Source organism: Bradyrhizobium sp. 31Argb (genome assembly GCF_043638955.1).
Classification (GTDB): Bacteria; Pseudomonadota; Alphaproteobacteria; order Rhizobiales; family Xanthobacteraceae; genus Bradyrhizobium.
In genome coordinates this window covers 20,476-42,327 of the sequence record NZ_JBEGDB010000046.1, presented here as the reverse complement: position 1 = coordinate 42,327, position 21,852 = coordinate 20,476, and the positions used below count along the sequence as shown (strand labels likewise).

Annotated in this window: 12 protein-coding genes; 2 read left to right on the top strand and 10 right to left on the bottom strand. The window is 62.5% G+C overall.

Going from position 1 to position 21,852, the window contains the following annotated elements; all coding sequences use genetic code 11:
• Positions 1–269: 269 nt before the first annotated feature.
• From AAFX91_RS12145 to AAFX91_RS12105, 9 genes are all read right to left on the bottom strand, one after another.
• Positions 270–587 carry an STN domain-containing protein gene (locus AAFX91_RS12145; protein WP_394566601.1) on the bottom strand — a complete coding sequence of 106 codons (318 nt, stop codon included), beginning with the start codon at positions 585–587 and terminating at the stop codon, positions 270–272.
• Positions 584–1,825, bottom strand: coding sequence for a cytochrome P450 (locus AAFX91_RS12140; RefSeq protein WP_394566599.1), 1,242 nt, complete (start codon positions 1,823–1,825; stop codon positions 584–586). The genes AAFX91_RS12145 and AAFX91_RS12140 overlap by 4 nt, the downstream gene beginning before the upstream one ends.
• 63 nt (positions 1,826–1,888) lie before the next feature.
• On the bottom strand, positions 1,889–2,422 hold the full coding sequence (locus AAFX91_RS12135; protein ID WP_394566598.1) for a BBE domain-containing protein: 534 nt from the start codon (positions 2,420–2,422) through the stop codon (positions 1,889–1,891).
• 116 nt (positions 2,423–2,538) lie between these two features.
• The gene (locus AAFX91_RS12130) at positions 2,539–3,276 is read right to left on the bottom strand and encodes an FAD-binding oxidoreductase (RefSeq protein WP_394566597.1); all 738 of its coding nucleotides are present in this window, start codon (positions 3,274–3,276) and stop codon (positions 2,539–2,541) included.
• A gap of 86 nt (positions 3,277–3,362) precedes the next feature.
• Complete coding sequence (locus tag AAFX91_RS12125) at positions 3,363–4,334, bottom strand: helix-turn-helix transcriptional regulator (protein ID WP_394566596.1); 972 nt, start codon at positions 4,332–4,334, stop codon at positions 3,363–3,365.
• A 208-nt stretch (positions 4,335–4,542) separates the two neighbouring features.
• Positions 4,543–4,947 carry a DUF302 domain-containing protein gene (locus tag AAFX91_RS12120; protein WP_207234535.1) on the bottom strand — a complete coding sequence of 135 codons (405 nt, stop codon included), beginning with the start codon at positions 4,945–4,947 and terminating at the stop codon, positions 4,543–4,545.
• 68 nt (positions 4,948–5,015) lie between these two features.
• Positions 5,016–5,561 carry a c-type cytochrome gene (locus AAFX91_RS12115; protein WP_394566595.1) on the bottom strand — a complete coding sequence of 182 codons (546 nt, stop codon included), beginning with the start codon at positions 5,559–5,561 and terminating at the stop codon, positions 5,016–5,018.
• A complete protein-coding gene (soxC, locus tag AAFX91_RS12110; RefSeq protein WP_394566594.1) occupies positions 5,548–6,831 on the bottom strand; it encodes a sulfite dehydrogenase in 1,284 nt (427 codons plus the stop codon). The genes AAFX91_RS12115 and soxC overlap by 14 nt, the downstream gene beginning before the upstream one ends.
• Positions 6,828–7,022 (bottom strand): hypothetical protein, encoded by a 195-nt coding sequence (locus tag AAFX91_RS12105; protein WP_207234536.1) that lies wholly within the window; start codon positions 7,020–7,022, stop codon positions 6,828–6,830. Before AAFX91_RS12105 ends, soxC begins: the two co-directional genes overlap by 4 nt.
• A 508-nt stretch (positions 7,023–7,530) precedes the next feature.
• Between AAFX91_RS12105 and AAFX91_RS12100 the strand changes: the two genes are divergently transcribed.
• Both AAFX91_RS12100 and map read left to right on the top strand, forming a co-directional pair.
• Positions 7,531–7,743 carry a ParD-like family protein gene (locus AAFX91_RS12100; protein ID WP_130580856.1) on the top strand — a complete coding sequence of 71 codons (213 nt, stop codon included), beginning with the start codon at positions 7,531–7,533 and terminating at the stop codon, positions 7,741–7,743.
• Entirely contained in the window at positions 7,740–8,507 is a 768-nt protein-coding gene (gene map, locus AAFX91_RS12095; RefSeq protein WP_394566592.1) for a type I methionyl aminopeptidase, read from the top strand. The genes AAFX91_RS12100 and map overlap by 4 nt, the downstream gene beginning before the upstream one ends.
• A 194-nt stretch (positions 8,508–8,701) precedes the next feature.
• On the opposite strand, the gene AAFX91_RS12090 is transcribed toward map, so the two are convergent.
• Positions 8,702–21,709 (bottom strand): filamentous haemagglutinin family protein, encoded by a 13,008-nt coding sequence (locus AAFX91_RS12090; RefSeq protein ID WP_394566590.1) that lies wholly within the window; start codon positions 21,707–21,709, stop codon positions 8,702–8,704.
• Between the last annotated feature and the right edge of the window lie 143 nt (positions 21,710–21,852).

Genomic DNA, 21,852 nt, shown 5'->3' with positions numbered 1-21,852 from the left:
AGGCTTCCTCCTAAAAGAAAGCCTTGAATCACGTTCAATCTGATTTGAGAATCCCAAGAGTCCACACGGCCTAGCGGGCATTTATTACAATGCGTTGACGGCACGCGCATCGCCACAAGATAGCGCATGACCAATTTGATTCGGCCGCGACTGTGCAAGATATGACGTTACGACAACCTTATTTCGGGGACTAAGATTGGGGAGGCTCTTGACTTTGCGGAAGTAGCGGATCGACGGTCGGCTCATTCGCGACGCGGTTGTCAGGCTAATCAGACAATCAGGTTCGATCTTGCCGCTGTCCGGATCGGCGTCAAGGTGAAGGCGCGTTCACCGGTATAAGTGAGTTCGAGGCCCGTTCCCGAAAGCAGTTGCTGCAAGGCCGCACCCCGCGTGAACATGCCACACCGTGGGCGCGGATATAATCGAAGCAGTGTTTTCGTACCCTCTCTCTGTGCCGCATCCAGTTGCTCGATCGTGCCGCGATAGCCCGTTCCCAGAACCATCGGCCACCAATCCTCAGGCGAGCGCAGGCGATGCCGCTTGGCTTCCGGGACAATGTCGAGGAGCCCTGCGCCGCGCGATGTCATGGCTTCCAGAAGACTCGCATGGCAGCATCGATGCGACGAACTCCCATATGGCCCTTGATCTCCAGTGGCGTATCCAGGTGAAGCTGCGGTATTCGGGCGGCAATCGCGCCCAGGCCTTCCTCCAGTTCGGCGCGTGCGAGCGCCTCGCCGATGCACCGGTGTGCGCCAAATCCAAAGATCGGATGCACGCGCGGCTGGTCGGCGCGACGAATGTCAAATATGTCCGGACGGTGGTAGGTGGATTCGTCGCGCATCGCCGACATCATAGAAAGCGTGACAAGCTGGTCGGCGGGTATAACGGTCCCGTCGACGTCAACATTCTCGCGTGTGACTCTCACCGTCGACGCGCCGGTAGGCTCGAAGCGCATCGCTTCCGTGACCGCGGCCGGAACCAATGAAGGCTCATCACAGACCGCCGCCCACTGCTCGCGATGCTGGAGCAGAAGCGCAAGTTGCGTTGCGAGCGCGACCCTGGTCGTGTCGGTGCCGCCGATGATTAGCGGCATTATCTGGTAGAGTATCTCTTGCGGCGACAATTCGTCTGCTTCGGCGGCCGCAGTCAGGAACGACGACAGGAAATCTTCGCGTGGTCTGCGGCGATGTTGATCAAGAGCCGTTTCCACGTAATCATGCAGCCGCTGCGCGGCTTTCTCGATCTTTCCGATCTCGTCCAGGTACAGTCCGAAACTGAAGATCTTCGTCACCTCATAGACCAGCAGCGTAAATTCCGGAATGTCCTCGCGCGGAAGCCCCAAGAGATCGGCAATGATGCGGGCAGGCAGTTTGGCCGCAAACTCGCCGATGAAGTCCACCTCGCCATCTCTGTACCAGCCGTTGATGAGGTCGTCGGCTGCGCGGCGGATGCTTTGCCGCATCTCGTTGATCGTACGGACGGCGAATGGCCGCGACAATGGTGAGCGCCGCCGCCGATGGACTTCGCCATCGGCTGTGATCATGCTGTATTCGAAGAGATCGAATATCGCACCGCTGCTGATGCCCAACGACTTGGGAAAGCTCGTTCCGCTTGAGCCGACTCGCGGATCCCTGCCCAGGCGCTCGACATCGGAAAAACGCAGGACGAAATATCCGCCGGTCTCGTGCAGCACGACAGGGTGATCCTTGCGGTACTGGCGAAAGACTCCATGTGGATCTGCGTCAAGTTGCTTGAGGGTGAGAACCGGAAGTGTCGCGCCATGAGGGCTCGCCGCGCCTGTCTCCGCAAAGTTCTGCACCGTCATCGCATAGTCTCCGTTGTTCGAGTGCTCGATCGCGAACACCCAGTGTGAGCCCGACAACTCGCTTCAGCGGGGGAGAGGCGTGGCTGAGAAGCAGCCATCCGGGTCGAAACGACGCTTCACGGCCTGAAGTCTCGTGATGTTGTTCCCGTAAGCCTGAGCGATTTGGTCCTGAGCATGCGGTCCCAGGAGGTTGGGATAGCCGCCCGGCAACGACATGGGAGCCAATGTCTGAGAAAAATCGCGTGCCCAGCGTTTGTGGACGGAGCCGTTGTCGCCAGCAGTGGGATCCCAACAGGATATGATCTCAACCATGACATGTTCACGTCGCAGTCCAAAGGCGGTGCTGTCCGGGGGAAATTGCGTGGGCAGGCCACGGAAATGCTGAAGGATGATGGTCGAGAATGGCGACGTTCGACTGGCGCCACCTTCAATCAAGGCAGACATCGCCTCTGGATTGAGTGCCGGTATCCAACGGGTCTCGAGCGCATAGTGCTTGTCATTCGCCACACGCGCATCAAAGCCCTGAATCAAGTCCTGATAGCCCATTGACGCGATCTGCACGTGCATGGGCTTACCGCAGCGCTTCAGGACCTCCATCGCGATTTCGCCGTCGGATATCTCGCCGGTCCACGCTGGCGCCAGGAATAGAGCCGGGCTGCCGTCCGGTAGGGAAATGATTCCGATAACGACGGAGAGATTGTTGCTGGCAGATCCTATTGCCTTGCCATACCGGCCAGCACTGTCTCTGCTTCTCCCCATGGAAACAAAATCATGCCGCCCAGAACCTGGCGAGCGGGGTGCAAGCGAACTTTCATCCACGTGACCACGCCGAAATTGCCTCCGCCGCCTTTAAGAGCCAAAAGCAGATCCGGGTTTTTGTCCCGATCGACGGTGAGGCGCTGCCCGTCGGCAAGAACAAGTTCGGCGCCAGTCAGGCTATCCAACGCCAGACCGTGGCTTGCAATCAGAGGGCCATAACCGCCGACGGTTGTCAGTCCAGTTATTCCCGGCACACCATTCCAGCCCGTCACGGCCATGAGGTTGCGCGCGGCAGCGGCGGCGATAACTTTGGCGGCGGTGGCGCCGCCGGCAACGGTCGCGACTTGATCGTCGATCTGGACGTGGTCCATCAGAGAGAGGTCGATGACGAGCGCGTCCGACCGGACCGAACGCCCGGCAGCGTCGTGTCCACGGCTACGAACCGATACTGGCAAGTTATGGGCACGCGCTGTTCGCACGGCTGCCTGGACGTCTTCCGCGCTTTCGCAGAAGGCAATCGCGACCGGATAGTGATCCACCGCGCCGTTCCACACCTTTCGGGCGTTCTCGTAATATTCGTCCCCGCGCGCGGTGACCCGGCCCTGCATTTGACCCTCGAGATCATGCACCGCCTGCTCGGATTGCCCGATAACGTTCTGCACCATATTTTCGAACTCTCGGTTGTGATACATGCAACATCCGAAAGAATACCGGAGGCGATATCGAAGATCGCAGGATGGATCGTTAGCGCCGCAGCCTTTCGCTCTCGACACAGTATTCAATCTCGCAGGACGATTCCTGGGCGAACTCCGTATTGCCGCTTATAAGCGATGATGAAACTGGACGTCGTAGCGTAGCCCGCGTGGCGGGCCGCGTGCTTAACGCTGGCTCCTGCTTGTTTGAGAGCCCGATCGGCTCGTTGCAGCATGAGTACTGTGCGATAGCCCGATAGTGTTGTGCCATAGACCTGCTTGAAGGCGGATCGGAGCTTGGTTCTGTTCATGGCGGCGACGCGCGCGAGAGCATCTACGTCCAAAATGCGATGCGGCGCCCGGTCGATGATTTGCTTCACCAAGCCCAGCCGGTCAAGAATGCCCGAATCGAAGACACCGCCGCCGGCGCGGAAAGCGTCGCGTCGGGAGAGCCCGCTCAACAGAGCGAAAACCAATTCAAACGTCTTGCCCTCATAATAGAGCGTAGCGAGAGACGGAAACATGGCCCGTCGGGCAGCAACGTCCCTTGCGATCTCGCCAAAATAGCCGGGGACAAGCGTCTCCATCGCGATCTCCCGCCCCCGGATCGTGCGCAGGAGCGATTTCGGCAATGCCGCAGCAGGAAGGCCACGAGCTTTCATCATGGACATCATGTCGACGACGACAGTAACCGCCTTGAGACCTCGCGAAACACTCGTTACAAACTTGAAGCGCTCGTGTTGCGGCACGAAGACCATCGTCATATCTGCGCCTTTCGCGTCGAAACGACTGTCGCCGACGGCGAAGTCCGTCCAGGCTCCGTCCTGATTGAGCACAGCACTACAGACGATAACGTCCTTCCTTGCCAACGTCTCCAGTTCGACGATTTTCGAGTCTGCGCAGTCGACCACGAAGATTGCCATATCCCGTCCGGCCCACGCTACGTTGCCAACGGACTCTCCGTCTGCAACGTTTGACCATGGGACCTCGATCAGATTTCCTCCGCGGACCTCCATGCCCACGCGACGTAAAGCTTCCTCGAAACCGACTTGCGACATCACATTCATCCCGATATCAGCGTCGCCTAACCATGACGCGTGCGGATGATGGCGGAGGCCAAGACCCGACAAAAGTCAAATCCCTGTACGTTTCTTCCTAACTGGTTACGCGTGTAATGATTCTTATTGAGCCGCGCTTGTCCGTGCCGACGCCGCCTGCGCAGACATCCGCAGAATGGCGGCGCCTCACCGTTGGCTCCCGCTGATCTCAAGGAGCCGTTGTCGACTTTGCTGCCATCTCCTTCAGCGCGCCCGACATCGCTTCGATGACAGGCCTGGCGGCTTCGCCGATACCATGCCGACGCGTGATATAGGCGGGATCATTGTAGGAAAGGAAAGTCTTGCCATCCTCGTCCTGCCAGACCAGCGCCTTCAACGGCAGGTCGATGCCGATCGTCTGCACCGATTGCATCAGCGGAGTGCCGGCCTTCGCCGCGCCGAAGATCAGAAGATTTGTCGGCCGCAGCGGCAAGCCGACCGTGGCAGCGCCAGCGGCATGGTCGATATGGCTGAATACCGTCATGCCCCTGGCTCGGACCTCAGTCTCAAACCGGTGCATCGTTTCTTCCGGGCCAAAGCTGCTGTGCAGCGTGATCAATCCATCAGCGGACATTGCATGCTCTCCTGATAACCAAGTCGTTGCGATCAGCACGAAGACGACAGTCCTTAAGAAGCCCATTCTCACTTCTTCCTGAACAGCTTGGCCGGATCGAACTCCGGCTCCGGAACGAAACCATCGCGGTTCGGCATCTTGATCTTTGGTAGGGTGTCGCGATCGAGCTTGCCGTCGGCAGGCAGAATGCCGTTCAAGTGAAGGATATAGGCCGCGACGGCACAGGTATCATCGCTATCAAGCGAACCCGGCGCCTGATAAGGCATCGCTCTGTGAATGTAATCGAAGAGCGTGGTGGCGTAGGGCCAAAAGCTGCCCACGGTCTTCACCGGTGCGTCCGAAGCCAACGTGCCCTGCCCTCCGACGAGGCGGTCCTTGATGCCGCCAACGCCGTTGTCGCCATGGCAAGCCGCGCAGTTGTCGGCGAAGACCTGCTTTCCTCGCGCTGCCGTACCGCTGCCCGGTGGCAGTCCCTTGCCATCCGGCCTGACGTCGATATCCCATTGCGCTATCTCGTCGGGTGTCGCGGGACGGCCGAAATCATATGCAAGTACGGGAGAACCAAGCGCGAGCGCGATCGCGCCAGTGAGGAATGCCTTGCTAGTCGAGGACATTTCGAACCCTCCCGGTCTCGTCGATGCTCCAGGGCTGCTGCGCGCTGTAGTGAAAAAGTGCGTTGGTCCCGATCGCGGCGATGAAGGATTTGCGGTCGGGCTGGACATTGCCCTTATCGTCGGTCGAACGGCTGACAATCTTGGTCGGCTTACCGTCCCAGGTCCAATCCATCTGAAAGCGCGTTTGCGCCTTCGGCAATGCCGGCAGATTTAGCTGCGCTTCCTTCCAGCTCTTGGCGCCATCGGTCGAAATCTCGACCTTGGCGATCTTGCCGTGACCACTCCAGGCGAGCCCGGTGATCCGCTGGTAGCCGGGCTTGATCACCATCGTTCCGGAGGGCGATGTGATCACCGAGTTGGTTTCCATGCGGAGCTGAAATTGGGTGGCTTTGCCGTCGGCCCGAAGCTGCGTGTAGCGCGCCGTTTCCCAACGCGTCATCCAGGGCCGGTCGCCGAATTTCAACCGGCGCAGCCATTTGATGTTCAGGTTGCCCTCGAAGCCCGGCATTATCAGCCGCATCGGAAAGCCGTGCGCGGGCCGCAGCGGCTCGCCGTTCTGCCCATAAGCCACGAACGCCTCGTTCAGGATTTCGTCGGTGAGCGGGATGCTGCGTGCGACTCCCGCGGCGTCGCCGCCCTCGGCGAGCATCCAGTTGGAGCCGCGGTCCTTTTCAACAAGTTCGACCAGGAATTTCAGCGGGACGCCGGTCCATTCGTTGGTGCTGACGAGACCGTGCGTGTTCTGCACGGTGAGGTTCTCGTCAGCCTTCTTCCAGTTCTCCCAGCCATTGCCGGTGCATTCAATGAAAACCACGCGCGACACCTGCGGCATCGCCTTGAGGTCATCGACGTTGAACACCAACGGCTTCCGCACCATGCCATGCACCAGCAGCCGGTGTTTGACCGGATCGAGATCAGGCACACCGGAATGGCTTCGCTCGTAGTGCAGATCCGATGGCGTGATGCTGCCGAAGAGCTTGTCGATCGGCGTCTTCGAATTGATCGCATCGCTCGGATCGACGTTGCGCTTGCCTGGACCGGCTTCGGGAATGCGGGAGATATTGACGTATTTCGATCGCTCGCTGTGCCCGCCGAGGTCGGCGCCAACCTCGCGGGGCGGCACGTCGGCAAGGGAGTCGGCCGCCGCACCGTCCGCAACGATGCTTCCCGCAAGGCCCGTGGAAGCTGCGATGAAATTCCTGCGTGACAGGCCGCTTCGTCCACGGTCGGCGTCCCTCTCTTCGACGGGGATATCGCTCCGATTGGTCATTGTCGATGTCCTCGGTTGTTCGGGATTGATCGATCGCTCACTTGCGCATGGCGCCGGCGATCTGGCCGACGAGCGTGGCCCAGCTCCCCGGTCGAGATATCCCGGACCCCGGTCATCAGCCCGATCTGATGGTCGACCAGAACGAGGGCGGCGTTCTCAGCGGTCAGTGGTTCGTAGGCGCGATTGGTCATTGCGTTCTCCTGGTTTGTCCAATGCGGCTTCCAGAGCGGGGCGAAGCCCGATATGCGGCCTTCGTGCGGTCTGGGAGAATCTGAACAGAGGCCGGTGGACTATTGGATGCCCGCGCGGCGCATTCGCATGGCCGCCCGGATCAACGTGTCGAGTGGGAGCTACGCACTCGACGATCGGCCCAAAAGTCATCGAAATCCGAACCCAGCGTCCCAATGGTTGGACGACGGTGACCTATGCTGGATCTGAACGATTTCTTTCTGTTCGTGCAGGTCTCGCACGTTCGAACCGTGTCGGGTGCTCCTACGCTTTTCTCCGAAATTGTATCCTGGAGCGCGCCAGCGCCGCCGACTGTGCGCCGGCTCGATCGGCATTGGCGCCGGCGCCAACGTCCGGCTGCGACGCTCGGGCATCGCATCCGGCGCGCAACTCGGCCGCCTGCGGACCACTTGCCGCGCCCCAAGCCCGCGTATATAAAACATATACGAATCGTATATTTTGGAGCGCTCAGTGGGTATCGTCAATATCGAGGATGAGCTGCACGAGCAGCTGCGGCGGGCCAGCAAGGCGTCCTATCGGTCGATCAACGCCCAGGCGGCGTTCTGGATCAAGATCGGCATGCTCTGCGAACTGAACCCTGGCCTCACCTTCCAAGAGCTTGTGGCGCGTGAGCTGAAGGAGGCGGGCGTCGACGCCCTTGATCTCGCGGCTGCGACCGCATGACGAAGACGCCTGCCGAGGTTGAGCTACTGGCGGAGTCGGGGCGTCTGCTTGCGTCGGTGTTCGCGCATCTGGATAGGCAGCCCCTCGCCGGATTGAGCACCCTGCAGGTCAACGACCTCGTCGAGGCACTCATCGTCGATCAGTTCGGCGCGCGGCCCGCCAGCAAGGGCCAGTATGGCTACGGCTTCGTGCTGAACAGTTCGAGGAACGAGGTCGTCTGCCACGGCGTGCCGTCGAGGAACGAGGTCTTGCAGGACGGCGATATCGTCAATTTTGACATCACGCTCGAGAAGCAGGGCTATATCGCCGATTCCAGCAAGACCCTCATCGGGAATGTGGCGCCCACGGCAAGGCGGCTCGTTCGCACCACCTATGAGGCCATGTGGAAGGGCATCCGCGCCGTTCGCCCGGGCGCAAAGCTTGGCGACATCGGCTACGCCATCGAGCGGCACGCAAAGCGGAACGGCTATTCGGTCGTGCAAGAATACTGCGGTCATGGCATCGGGCGCGAGATGCACGAAGCACCGCAAGTGCTGCATTTCGGAAAGCCGGGGACCGGCCTGACGCTGCGAGAGGGCATGGTCTTCACGATCGAGCCCATGCTGAACCAAGGGCGCAGGACGGTTCGAACCGAACAGGACGGATGGACCGTTGTCACAGTGGACGGGAAGCTCTCCGCACAGTTCGAGCACACGGTTGCTGTCACTCATGACGGCGTCCGCGTGTTGACGTTGCGTCCGGACGAAGCACGGCCCGCCGCATGATACAAAGCCTCGGTATGTGCTGACGAATACCGAGGTTTGGAGCGAGAGCCCTGGCTCTAAAGCATTTTCGGTTCTGATGGAATCAGAACCGAAGCTTTGGACTCTTGTTATGACGCGTTTTCTTCACGCGAACCGATGTCCACTTCTCGAAAACGCTCTATTTCTATCTCGTGAACTGGGTGATAGCCAGTTGCCTACTGAACCAGTCGCTTCCTCTCGTCTGGGGTGAGTTGGCTGATGGCGTTTTGCTCAAGAGTTCCTGCACCGATCACTTGTACTGGACTCGTAGGATTTTGAGAGTGCCGGTCATCCCGTCGTCGGCTGCGTTCATCTTCCTCGATAGTATCCGGACTAGCCGCCCCACCGCCAAAGCCGAGAAACTCGACGATAATCACCGATGGCTGGCTGTTGCCGCTGACTGGCGCCGGCAATGCGGTCTGCTGCGTGGCTGCCGTCGCATTCGACGCCGAAAGCGCAGCAGAGATGTTCGGCGCCTGCACGGTCGGGATGCCCGATGACGTGCCCTGCACCTGGATATTCGCCGCGTTGAGGATCTGCAGCGCCGCGAGGTTGACGTTGCCGGACACGCGGATGCCTGCCTCGCCGGCGTCGATGGTGCCGATCGGTGCGATCAGGTCGATGTTCCCTGGCGGGATGCCGGCAAGCGGATTGAGTGTGGCGATGCCGGCGCCAGATGAGGGCGCCTGCGGCGACACCGTGACGTTGCCGTAGTCGTCGTAGACGCGCTTGGGCGGCGTATAGAGCACCGTCGTCTTGGAGCCGCGGCCAGCGTTGATGTCGCCCTCCTCCGACCACGCCAGAATGCCGCCGCCGTACGTGGTCATGATGCGCGACAGGCCGAGCAGGATCGAGCCCTTCGAATAGAGCTGGATGTCGCCCTTTCCTTGCGTGATCAGCCCTGACGATGCCGGCGGCACCTGCCCTTCGACGCCAATGATCGTGCGTCCGCCGGGCGTCAACATCTGGATGTCGCCGCCAAAATTGGTGCGCACGCCCGATCCGCCGAACATGGTGATATCGCCGGAACGAAGGATCGGGTTGTTATCCGCGTCCCTCTCCGGGAACAGCGTCGCGATCATCTGTCGGCCGCGGAGGTATGAGCCGTAACGCAGGCTGTCGGGATTGTTGTACTCGCGCCCGCTGGCCGTCAATTCCGCGAAATAGACAATGCGGCTGAATACCGACTGCTCAACCATGGGCAGAGCATTGAAGAAGGTCAGCGCTCCCGCTTGATTACCGGAGTAGCCGTACTGTGTTTGCAGCCAGGCGTAGAGCATGGCGTTGTAGGTGAATTGGTTACGCTGATCCGCACTCTGGCCGAGGAAGTAAGCAAGCGCATCCCCCTGCGTGCCTTTGTAGCCTCGGTCTTTGAGCCAGGTGAAGAGAAGCGGATTGGTTGGATAAGCCGCCCTCTTGTCTGCGGGTAGAGAATTGAAAAATGCCAGCGCCCCCGCCTCGTCTCCTGTGTAACCAGCTTGAGTTTTCACCCAGGCATAAAGATCGCGAGGCGAAGCAATGGTGTCGGCTGTCTGCATCACCTTGCCCGGCTGTTGACCGAGCGGCTCGGCTGGATCGGCCATTCTGGCCGGATCCAGATAGAGTTTGACCAGCGCCGCATAGTCCGGCCCGTCCGGCCCAACGCCAGCTTGCAGGAGGATGCTGGCGCCGGGACGCGTGTCGCCAGGAACGATCGGCCCGATGCTCGTAATCGCGCCCTTGTCGGCCTGATACAAATTGCGCGCCGCCGAGACCTCGAGCGTGCCAGGACCGGCAATATCGAAGTTGGCATAGACGATGTCGCGGCCCGCGGAGACGATCGACACGTCGTTCGGATCGCTGTGCACGATCAGATTGCCGCGCGACGTCGCCCCCTGTAGGGCGCTCGTCAACGCGACGCCGGGCGCAAGGCCGGCACCGACGATATCGCGACCCGCACGCACCATGATCGGAGCCGCCGCGCTGTACCAGGTCGAGCCATCGGCGCTGAATGACAACGTTTCACCCGTGCGCAGCCCGACAACATCGCCCTCGCGTGCGTAGAACCGGATCGGATCGGCGCTCGATGCTCGGCCGATGTCAAACGCAGCAGTGTTCGGACCGAAGAAGAACAGCGACAACGCCACGGGGTTACCGCCTAGGTCGATAACGCCGCCGGACCCATTGGTCACCTTGACGTGTCCCAAGGGGTCCACACCGTCTCCCATGAAGGCCGGATTGAACGGCGTCGGTAACGCCACGCCGGAGCTGGACAGGCTGAACGAATACTGCCCGCCATAGATCGAGTCGCGGGCCAGCATCTCCAACGAACCATGCGGAGACGGAGCAAGAGTGATGAAGGGATATATCTCAGAAGCATCGCCTCGCATGTAGGACAAGGCGTTGACCCCGTAATACATGCTGCCACCCAGGGCCGCCGCCCGGAAGATCGATGGGTAGATGAACGACCCATCTGCTGCGATCTGATCGCTGGTCTGTGCACGGTTTTCTGACGCCGAGGTGCTGGGCGTGAGATTGCCGCCGGCAGAGATCAGGTTGATCGCCGTGTGACCGGTCCAGAGCGAGAACCAGCTCTGTCCGGTATCGTTCGAGCCGCCGGCAGAGAAGGCAGATCGGTTCGGCGACTTGGAGCGCCCCGGATCACCGGCGCCACCAAGGACGAGGTCGCCCAAGGTTTCGAGATAAACCGCCGAATCGCCGGGCACCAGCGTAATGCCGGAGCGTGCATCCGAGGACGTTGCTGTGAACGGGTCGATACCGCGCGGATCGAAGGCGTCATTAAATCCGGACGCACCCGACCGGTAAATGAGCTTGATCCCGCCGATCGATTCCGCCGCTACATGCAAGGCACCGCGCAAATTCACCAGCGCGCCGGGCAGCACTTGAATTTCCTGTCTGTTGGTGAGAGCCAAGTTCGGGTTGAGCGCACCCGCGATCCGCATGTCGACGTCGCCACCGCCGGTCAGCGTCAGTGATCCGTCAGCGCCAACGCGGCCGGTGCTGCCAACAGCAACGACCAGGCCCTGACTTCGATGCCCGCCATCCGTCGCTTGCTCGCCGCGAAGAGCGATCGTGCCGGCACTGCCACCGACACGGATCGCGACATCGCCGCCGCCCAGCGCGCCGATGCCGGTGAAGCCCAGCAGATCGGGATTACCGGGCGCACCTGAGGCGGTGTTGGCCGTATAGGTTCCGAAGTTGATCCACCAGGACGTCGGGATCGTTGCATCGACCGCCGTACTGCCCGTGCCCTGTCGCCACAGCCAGTTGCCGGTAATGACACTCGCCGGACCCGTGCCTTGCGTGATGTCGCCAACGAGATCGCCACCGGCCGCGATCAAGACGTTGCCACCCTGGTCGGGATACCAAGCCTGATAGGTCGAAAGGGGGGCGGCATAGTCGGCGGTTCTGGGGCCGAGAAGCGTACCGTCGGCCAGAAGGCCACGTGCACGGTTATACGTTGGATCGACCGACGTCGCCGTGCCGGCCGTGTAGATGCCGTAGAGCGAGTTCATCCGGATGTCGCCGGCGGCGACAAGATCGAGATCGCCGGTGCCTGTGCGGACGACGCTGAAGGATGGTGCGACAGGTGCTGGAGCCCCTGGTGCCCCATCGTAGCACTGGCCAGGATCCAAGCACGCCCATAGACAATCGTCCGGAACCGGATCGTTCGGCGGCATGCCCCACCAATTGTTGGGATCCCAGAGTTTCTGGGCAGGGCCAGGCCCTGATATGTAGTGGGTATCGCCTAGCGTGATTGCTCCGGTGGAGGCGGGATTGAGTGCACGGCGGTCTGCCGATCCGAGATCCGCGCCCGCGACAAGACTCATCGACCACGCTGTTGCGCCAGCACCTAGCATCGGCGCCACCGCCCAGTTGCGGCCCTGCACGCCGTTCACAACTGGCCGCAACTCGATCGGTTGATCGCCTGCCAATTTGACGTTGGTCATGGATGGAATCAGCGACCCGGTGGCAAGCGACAACGGTCCGCTCGATGTCATGTTTCCCGGCAACGGAATGCCCTTTGGCCAGATCAGCGCTGCAATCTTGGCGTCGCTGCGCAGCACCGTTCCGGCGCCGAGTTGCATGCCGGCGGTGAGCGTCACTGCGTTCGGCAGAACCGTGCCGGCGGCATAAGCCACCGTACCATCGGCGTTGTAGATGGTCGCGCCGACCACACTGCCCGCGGATAAATTGAGAGGACCTGCCAGAGTCGCCCTCACCGGTAGCACCGTGCCGGCCAGGACGTTGTTACCTTGTGGATTCCTCACGAGCGTATCGAACGTGGCCGGCAGATCATAGTTAAGCGTCACACCCTTTCGGAAAGTGGTCCCGGCTTCGAGCGTCACCGCAATGGGAAGCACAAGATCACCACCATACGGCACCACGCCTGGCCCGAGCTGCCAGCCCTTGTCGTCAAACGTGGCCGACGGCGGTGCAAAACCATCATTGATGCTGCCTCGGATATTGAGATCGCCAGCGGCACGGATCGTCAATACGCCGGGCTCGCCGAATCCGCGCAACGCCGGATCGAGCCGGTTCGATTGCGGCCCATAACGATAGCCCGACAGGTCGAGGTCGCCCGCGACCGCGAGATCGCCGTTCGGATTCTCGGTGCTGATCTTGCTGACAACCTCGACACCGGGCCGCAGGTGATAGCTGCCGAGCCCAGAGAGCTTGCTGGCGAGCGCGGTATTGGCGAGCGCCGCATTGATGAAGGCGCTGCTGTCTTGATCGATGTCGTCGAGATAGCCCTGCGTGATCTCCTGCGGCTTGTGGCCGGTCACATCCGGCGCGCTGGCGAGCGGCGCGTCGTCATAAATGCGGAAGGCATTGACCGCGACGGTCTTTGCGCCATGGATTTGGGGCGTGCCGAGCACGTTCACGGCGACATCGTTGGCGCCGTTCACCCCCCTCTCGCCGGACGGAATACCTGAACCACCGAGCCGCGGCGCATTGAGGTTGAGCGTGCCGCGTGCCGCGCCATCGTTCTGGCCGGGACCGTTGCCATGTGTGACTCCGGTGCCCGCGCGGAGGTCAATCGCTGCATTGCTGCTCAATGTCAGCGTGCCCAGGCGCGTCGTCAGATCGACGATGGCGCGGTTCGGACTGTCGATGATCTTGCCGTAACTGTCGACACGCAGGCCGGTGCCGTGCGCATCCAGCGTACCGTTGATGGTGAGGTCGCCCATCGCCGCAAGCCGGATCGATCCGACCTGGAAGCCGCTCGCATTGATCGTGCCATTGACGGTCAGGTTGCCGCCGTCGACAGCGATCTCGACGTCGCCTGCCTGCACCTCGTCCCCGACCGTCAGGCTGCCCTGCTTGATCTGGAACCGCCGCGCACCGACCACGGCGCCAGAGTTAAGGCGTGCGTTCAGCCCCGCGAAATCGGCGAGCGTTTGCGCCCGCACGGTGAGTTCAGCCGCGTCGTACGGCACCATCGTGCCGCCCGCGTCATACTGGCCGCTTGCCGAACCGAGAACAGTGCCGCCGAGATCGACATGACCGGCACCGGCACCAAGCGCCGTCACCGTCATCGTGCCGCCGCGGTTGTACCGCGCCGACAAGTCGATCACCGATCCGGTTGCCTGGCGGATGTTCCCGGCGCTGCTGGTCAGCACCAGGTCGCCACCCCAGCTGTACTTGGTGACGTCGAACATCTCGACCGCGCGCCCCGACAGGTCGATGCGCGCGGCACCGCCAAGCAGGATATCGCCTGTTGCTGTCAGAACGAGCTTGCCCGAGGGCAGGACAACACTGGTATCGACCGTGACGTTGGTCCCCGTCAGCTTGAGCTGAGCGCCAAGCGCATCAACGTGCGGCACGGCTGCACTGCCCGCTCCGGTAACGAGGACATCACCGCCCGCGGTGATGGTGTTGACCGACCCCGCCGCGCCGGTCAGCAACGGCGCCGTGAACGTCAGATCGCCGCCGGTGTATTGATAGCCGGTCGCAGGAACGTAGGCGCCCTGCTGGTGATAGACGCCAAGGGTTCCCTTGCCGTTCGACGTGATGCGCTCGCTGGCGGCGATGTTGACGGTGGCGAAGCCGAGCGCGAGACGGTTGTCCACCACCGTGCTGCTCGGCTGGGAGTTCGGACCGTAGCCAAAGACGACGCGTTTCGCGGCGATGTCGAGCTTGCCGTCGCCGAGGATCGCGGTCATCGCCGCGCCCGGCGCCGCCGCCGAGCCGGTCCAGATGAACTCGCCCGCGCGGATCGTTGCGGTGTCGCCGGCCGCGCCATAGCCATAGATCGTGGGCGTTCCGAGCACCAGACGTCCGACCTTCGAGGCATCGAGGGTCACGGCGCCGAAGATGTTGACGGCATCGCGCGCATTGAGCACCAGGGTCTCGAGCGCCGGCGCTCCGGTCGCCGTATTGCCTGCGAGCAATTGCGCCAGCAGGCCCTGATTGAGCGAAAGACCTGCGGGCAGATGGCCCGATGCCGCCGCGGCTGCGAGACTGGCGTCCTCGCCGAGATTGATCGCCGACAGGCCAAGCACCAGATTGCGCGTGCCGTAGGATACGTTGTTGGCGATATTGAACGCGCCGGACGTCGAAACAGCGATGGTGCCTTCGGAGACAAGTGTCGTTGTCCTGTTGCAGTCCACGGTGACGCAGCCGCCGACCGTGATGTTGACGCGTGAAGCCGAGTTGGTTGCCGATGTCTGCAGCAGATTGACGAAGCCATTGGACAGTGCAACGACGCCACCTTCAGCGATGAAGACGAAGCCGTCGCTCGAATCGTAGCTGGCCCGGCCACGGCCGACCGTACTGATCGACGCGCCCTCCTCGATCGTGATGAACCCCGCTTCCCCATTACTGGCGAGGATCACCTCCGCCGCCGCAATGCGGGCGCCGCTCCGCAAGATGAGGTTATTGCCGTAGCCCCCTAGAATGGTCGCGAAGCGGCCCGCTACGCCGTAAACCGTGGTGATGGTGCCGTTCAGCACCAGACGCGGCGCGTCGAGCTTGCTGAGTTCGTCGGCGTAGACGGATGCGAATCGAATGGCGGGATCGGCGCTCTGGCCTGGAGCCAGGATTTCGCCGAGACGCCGGACATTGACGGTGCCGCCGAAGCCGCCGCTGCCGGACGCCGGGTCCATGCGCAGATCGCCATTGAACCGCAATTGCGAACGGCCGTCCGCAACGGCCGGCCTGCCCATCAGGATGTCCAGCGTCTTGGCATCCACCGTCAGCATCGCGCGCGGAACGCCGAGGCGCGCTGCATCCGCGAGTACAAAAGCGTTATAACCCATCTCGTTGTAGGATGAATGCTTACGCACGGTATCGGCCGGTGTGATCGTCACCAGATTGGGAAGCGACGCGCGAATGGACGTGTTGGCAATGCCAAGCGTGGCAGTCGCCACATAGGAGCCGTTGCCGATTGCTGTGGCGCTCGCAAGATTGGTCTGGTTGCTCGCGCCGATTTCGACACGGAACGCGCCGGGCAGCAGCGCATAACTGGAGGGCATCAGCATGTAGGTGCCGGCCGCCAAACCCGGTACACCCTTGGGAATGGTGATCTGCTGACCCGTGAGCGGCGCGCCATAGCCCGCCTCCTGCACCACCGGCGCATACGCCGCGGCGCGGCTCGGCACGATCGCATAAACCGCGTTGCCCTTGCTACTGTAGCTGTAACCAGGATTGGAATTGATCAACGGCGTCGTCAGGATATCGACTGAACCGCCGCGGCCCGACACAAAGCCCGCGCCGGTCAGTTCGCCGCCACCCGCCAGATCGAGAACCGCACCGGACTCGACATTGAGATGAGTGGTCGAAAGCCGGATACCGCGCTTGAGATCGGTGCCGGTCATGCCCCCGGCGCCGTCGAGCACGATCGTGGACCCGTTATAACGATAATCGAGGCCATCGATGGTCCCACCATAGGGCATCACCAGCCCGGCGCCGCTCACGGACGTGATGCTGCCCGGCAGAAGATTGATCGCATCGGCTTGTGCCGGGTCGCCACGACCCATCGTGCCGAGCTGCAACGCGCCGAACGGCGCGCGCACCACGCCGCCCTGATTGACGGTTTCCGCGCCGAGATAGAGCAACCCGAATGCCGAATACGGCACGTCAGGCACGGTGTCACCGTATCGCCGAATGGTGAGCACGCTACCACTGAGGAAATTATCGATTTCCTGGTAGCCGGCAACGATCTGCGCCCCGACGCCACTTGCCGGATAGATTTGCGCGGCGACCAGCGTGATATCGCCCGTTGTGGCGAGCTCGGTCGTCAGCGCGCTTGACCCGATGCCGCGCCCCGGTAGACCGGCGAGCAGGCGGATGTCGCCGCGGCTTGTGAGATCGACCAGCGCAAAGCTCCGGCGATCCACGGTGTAGATCGATGTCTTGGTGTCGATCAACTTGCGTGCGCCGAAGCCGACGCGGTCGCGAAGATCGATCAGATCCGCGGTGACCGAGAACACGGCGTCGCTAGCCTGTTGCGACGGACCGCTGCCCCAGGTCACGGCCGGCAGGGTGAAGCCATCGCCGGCGAGGCGAGTTGTACCCGCCAGCCGCACATAAGGCGCTGACAGCGACACCTGTGAGTTCGCCCCTGCGCTCTCACCCAGCGCAAACGTACCGGCATAGAGGCGCAGGCTCTGGCTCATCGCGAGCGTGACATTTCCGTCGAAGGACAGCGGCCCGTCGGCCAGCAGCGAAAGATTGCCGAACCCGCCTTCGTGAATACGATCGACGCCGAGCCGCGCGGTGCCGACCACAAGACCGGCCTTGCCTTCCGCCATGGACGCCGCACCCGCGATTGAGCTATCGCCCTGGATATCGGCGATGACGAATTCGCGATGCCGCAGCACATCGCCAGTCGTCGTTAGCGTCGGATAAGCGGGCGTCGCCAGCGCCAGCGCCAGCGTGCCGCCTGCCGCGTTCGCACCGCCCGAAGCTGCTCGCAGAGTGCCGTCGAGATAAAGCCCGATGCTGGACTTGACAACGATCGTGCCGCCGTCGCTGGCGATGTTGAATGGCGTGCTGTTCGCTCCAAGGCCGGGCGCGGGAATATCGAGCACCGCGCCTGTGCCCGAAGCGTCGAGCACCGCGCCGGGCCGGATCACAACGAAAGCATGCGGCGCGGCCGCCTCGCCCTTCGCCTCCCAATCCATCGCACCGCCGATCAGGATCGAGCCGCCATTGGCAACGACACCATAAGTCCGGCCGCTCGCATTCGTCGCCGTCACGGCGCGCGCCGCGACGTCGAGCACGGCGTGATCGCCGATCCAGATCAGGCCGGCTTTGTTCGTGGCAGCGCTGTTCCCCGTTAGACTGATGGTGCCGCTCGGAGCGGTCAGCGTGCCATTGATCGTGAAATCTGTTCCCTGCAGACTGATTGACTGACCGGCATCGACGCTGATCGCAACTCCCTCACGCACGTCGATCGGGCCAGTCGCTGCCATCAACCCCGCTTCACCGATCGTGGAGCGTAAGGTCAAGCTGGCACCGCCGCGCTGGATCAACCGGTTGTTGACAGAATCTTCCGTCCATTCCGGCGGTGTCCATGCGTTTAGCGCATTCGCAGGATCGGCGCCGGTCGCGGTGGTGGAGGCCGTGTCCGTGAAGCGATAGACCGGCATCGTGACGTCAAGCCTGGCGCCGCCGGCAACAACCAGACCATGACGACCGTTCACGTCGTATCTAGAGAAACCGGATTGGAAGAGCGACGTATCGACCGTCATCGTCGGAGCGACCGTCACCGCCGAAGTGAAGACCGTCCCCGCCGCCAAGCGGGTCCCCTGCGCGATCGTGAAATCGACCGGAGACACGGCGCCCGCTGCGATCGTGACGGTCTTCTCAAATATCCGGATGCCGTTCGGGAATACGTCGCCCGGCACGACAAAGGAGGATGGGAGCGATCCTTGCGGAATGCTATTGATGATGGTTCCGGCCGGAATCACCGGCAGTGCCGCGTCCGGCCCGATCCGGTAAACTCCAATATTAGTAAGGATTACATACCCAACGCTTCCGCCCCCGGGACGCGGCGGGATCCAGTCAGCGCCAAGCGTCACGTCGTTGATGCCCAGGTTGCTCGTCCCGAGCATCTCGCCAGGCTTCGCGATGCTGGTCTTGTAGCTGTAATCAACCGGCAGCACATCGCCGGCTTTGACCTGAAAATCCTGCAGCAGGACCAGATCTGCCGGTGCTTTCTCGCCCGCGCCGAGCACACCGTCGGTGGCAAGCAGTTTGCCGCCTGTTCCGATAGCCGTCCCGGATTCGATCTTGAGCGTACCGCCGCCGCTCACGCCGTAGCCGCGGATGTTACCGTTGAGGGTCAGCAGACCGTCCGGTTGAACTTGAGAATTCTCCTGATCCGCAATCAGCGAGACGTCGCCGCCACGGCCGCCTTTAACCTTTGCGTTGGCGAGGATCGCGCCGCCCGACGACACATCAATCAGGCTGTCCGCCTTCAACGTCACGTCATGGGTCGATTGCAGCCGCACCGTGCCGCCATCCAGATAGGCCAGCTTGCGGGTGTCATCCTTGTTCAGCAGCGCGTTAACCCACACGCCGCGCAGATCGAGCGTCACGCCCTCATGCAGGGCGACCGACGATGTGCCGTTCTTGAGCAGCACCACCGCGTTGCCACGGTCTCCGCCCCCCTTGAAATAATTATCCACGGTGAGCGAGCCGCTGCGCGCAGTGATGTCAGCCTTGATATCCACAACGGGGGCAATGAGCCTGATCTGTCCGCCGTCGGCCAACATCAGCGCACGCTCGATCGTGATCGTGTCGCTGGTACCGATGTCGAGACCGCCAAGACCCATTGCGTTGATATGCGATGTGTTGAACCAGACCGTGCCGGTGCGCGCCGAAGGCAGCACATCGGTGTCGGAACGACCCGCGGTGATCGCGGCCGCATCGCCGAACCTGATATCCGAATTGAAGATGCCGTCTCCGGTCACGACACCGTATCGCCCGACCATCAACTGCCCGTTGAGCGCGGCCGTCGTCTGCGTCAGCTTGTATCCATCGGAGGCGCCGTCGGGGCGTTTGTTGGTCTGCCGCTGGCCGGTCACGGTGTCGGCCACGATATCGGCCTCGAAGATGCTGGTCGGCGTCGACAGGATCAGCCGTCCGGCGTCGCGGCCGACGGTGTAGCCGTCTTCCCAGCGCACGCTGGTCCGGCCACGGCCAAACATGCTGCTCCAGGTCTCGGTCAGCCTATCATCGACCTTGCCCTGGATGCTGTGTTTGCGCGAGAAGCCACCGGCAAAGCCTGTGAAGGTCATGTCGGCGGGCGCGTTGTCGACGCTGTAGGTCCGACCGTCGCTGCCAAGCAGATTGGTCGAGCGGATATAGCCGCCGGCATAATCCAGTGAACCGCCGGAGATGTCGAAGGCGGCGCCGCGCTGTGCAATGACCTCCGGTGCGGAGAGCGTAATACTGCCGCCCAGCGCCGACCATTCGCCGATCGTATGCGCCGACGTGCCGAGATAGCCGCCGACCTCGAGCAAACCGCCGGCCGTATAGTAACGGTCGCTGGCATAGCCACCGGTGCCCGCCGGCACCAATGTGAGATCGCGGGCGTCGATCCAGACGTCGTTGTTCTTCAGCAGGCTGGAATCGCGGTTCTGCGGGGAGTCTCTCAGTTCGTTGCCCTGCACGTTGATCTTGATGTTGTTCGACGCCATCGCAAGTGCGACGCCGCGCACGCCGGAAACATCAAGCATCGCACCGTCTTCCGCGAAGATGCGCTTGTTGGCGGAGACCGCAATCTGGCCGCCCTGCGCCGCGGTCACCGAGCCGCCCTTGAAGGTGACAGTGCCGCCGCTGACGATCTCGATGCGCGACTGGTCCTGGCGGTCAGCCAGCAGAGAGAGATTGTCGAACTGGCCGGCGGAACTGACCCCGCGCAGCGCGTTCGCCGCGGTGGAGGCTGCGATCAGCGCGTCGCGCTGGCTGTCCAGCGCGGTCTCGTTGCTATCGAGTTCCGGCAGCACGGTCGTCAGACTGGTGGCACCGAGCGTGACGCTGCCCGCAGCGTCCGAGGCCGCGTTCAGCAGATGAACAGTGCCACGAGTATTGACCGAGGTCGTCGCAATCAGCACGCCGTTCTGCGCCAGCGTGCGGCCCGCCAAGGTGATATCGCCCTGCTGGGCGAAGATCAGCCCGCTGTTGCTGACGACGCCGCTGGCACTGCCGACCGCAATCACCGGTGCGAGTTCGTGGCCACGGGTGGTCGAGGCCTGGTTGGAATTGGTGCCGAAACCCGGACGCAGGATGAAGGCGTCGCCGGCTGCCAGCAACGCCTGGCCCTTCGGCGTCGCAATCGTTCCGGCATTATCGACCTGAGAGCCCATCATCAGCACGAAGCCGCCGCCGGAGGTCACCAACGACGCCGCGTTGGTGGTGATCAGCGCTCCGTTCTCGACGACGATCTTGCCGCCCGCCCCGGTGAAGCTCGGCGCATAGCTCGAACCGCTCCGGGTCGAATAGATGCCGCTGTCCAAGAACTGGCTGTCAGTGATGGCAGCGCTGGACGCAATCAACGAACCTACGTTGATCTGGCTGCCACCGCCGAAGATGATGCCGTTCTGGTTGATCACATAGACCTGGCCATCGGCCTTGATGTTGCCGAGGATCTGGCTCGGTGCGGTGGCACCGGCCACGCGGTTCAGCGCCACCCAAGTGGCATTGCCCTGCTGGTCAAACGTCAATGTGGTGCGCGCGCCGACATTGAACGAGCTCCAGTTCAGGATCGCCCGCGCGGATGTTTGCTGGATGCCGACCTGGGTCTGACCAGCCGCATCGACGCTCTGCGTCGGCGCATTGGCACCGCGCCACAACGCCGAGCCTGGCGCAGCACCCGGCGCCACCTGCAACCCGCCGGCGCCGAGGCCGTTCGGCACCACCACCGGCGCGGTGATCGAGGTCTGCCGGGCCTGGGCTGCCCCGCGTGCCGCCGCCTGCATCGCCTGGATGTCCTGAACGGCCCGCGCCGCACGCGCCAGCGAGTCTTGCGTCTGCTTCGCGGCCCCCGCCGCCTGTTGCGCCGCCAGCGACGCCGCATCCGCTGCGAGGTTCGGCGCAGACCGCACGGCAGAACCGTTCAAGGGGCGCCCGTGAACCGAGAGCGACGCCGTCAGCAGCGTGGATGCACTGACGGTTGTCAGCAAAATACTCTTGAGAGAAACGGACAGGAGTTTCTTGTTGTTCGACGCCACGGTTGCCCCTTGAACGGCTGAAGACTGTCTCGGCGAGAGACGGACCAGTCGAGAAAAGGAGGAGCAATGTGCATCGTCCGCGATCGTTGCTGCCGGCTCACCAGCCTCAACGCCGATCGCGCGTGCATTCACAATGCGCCCAC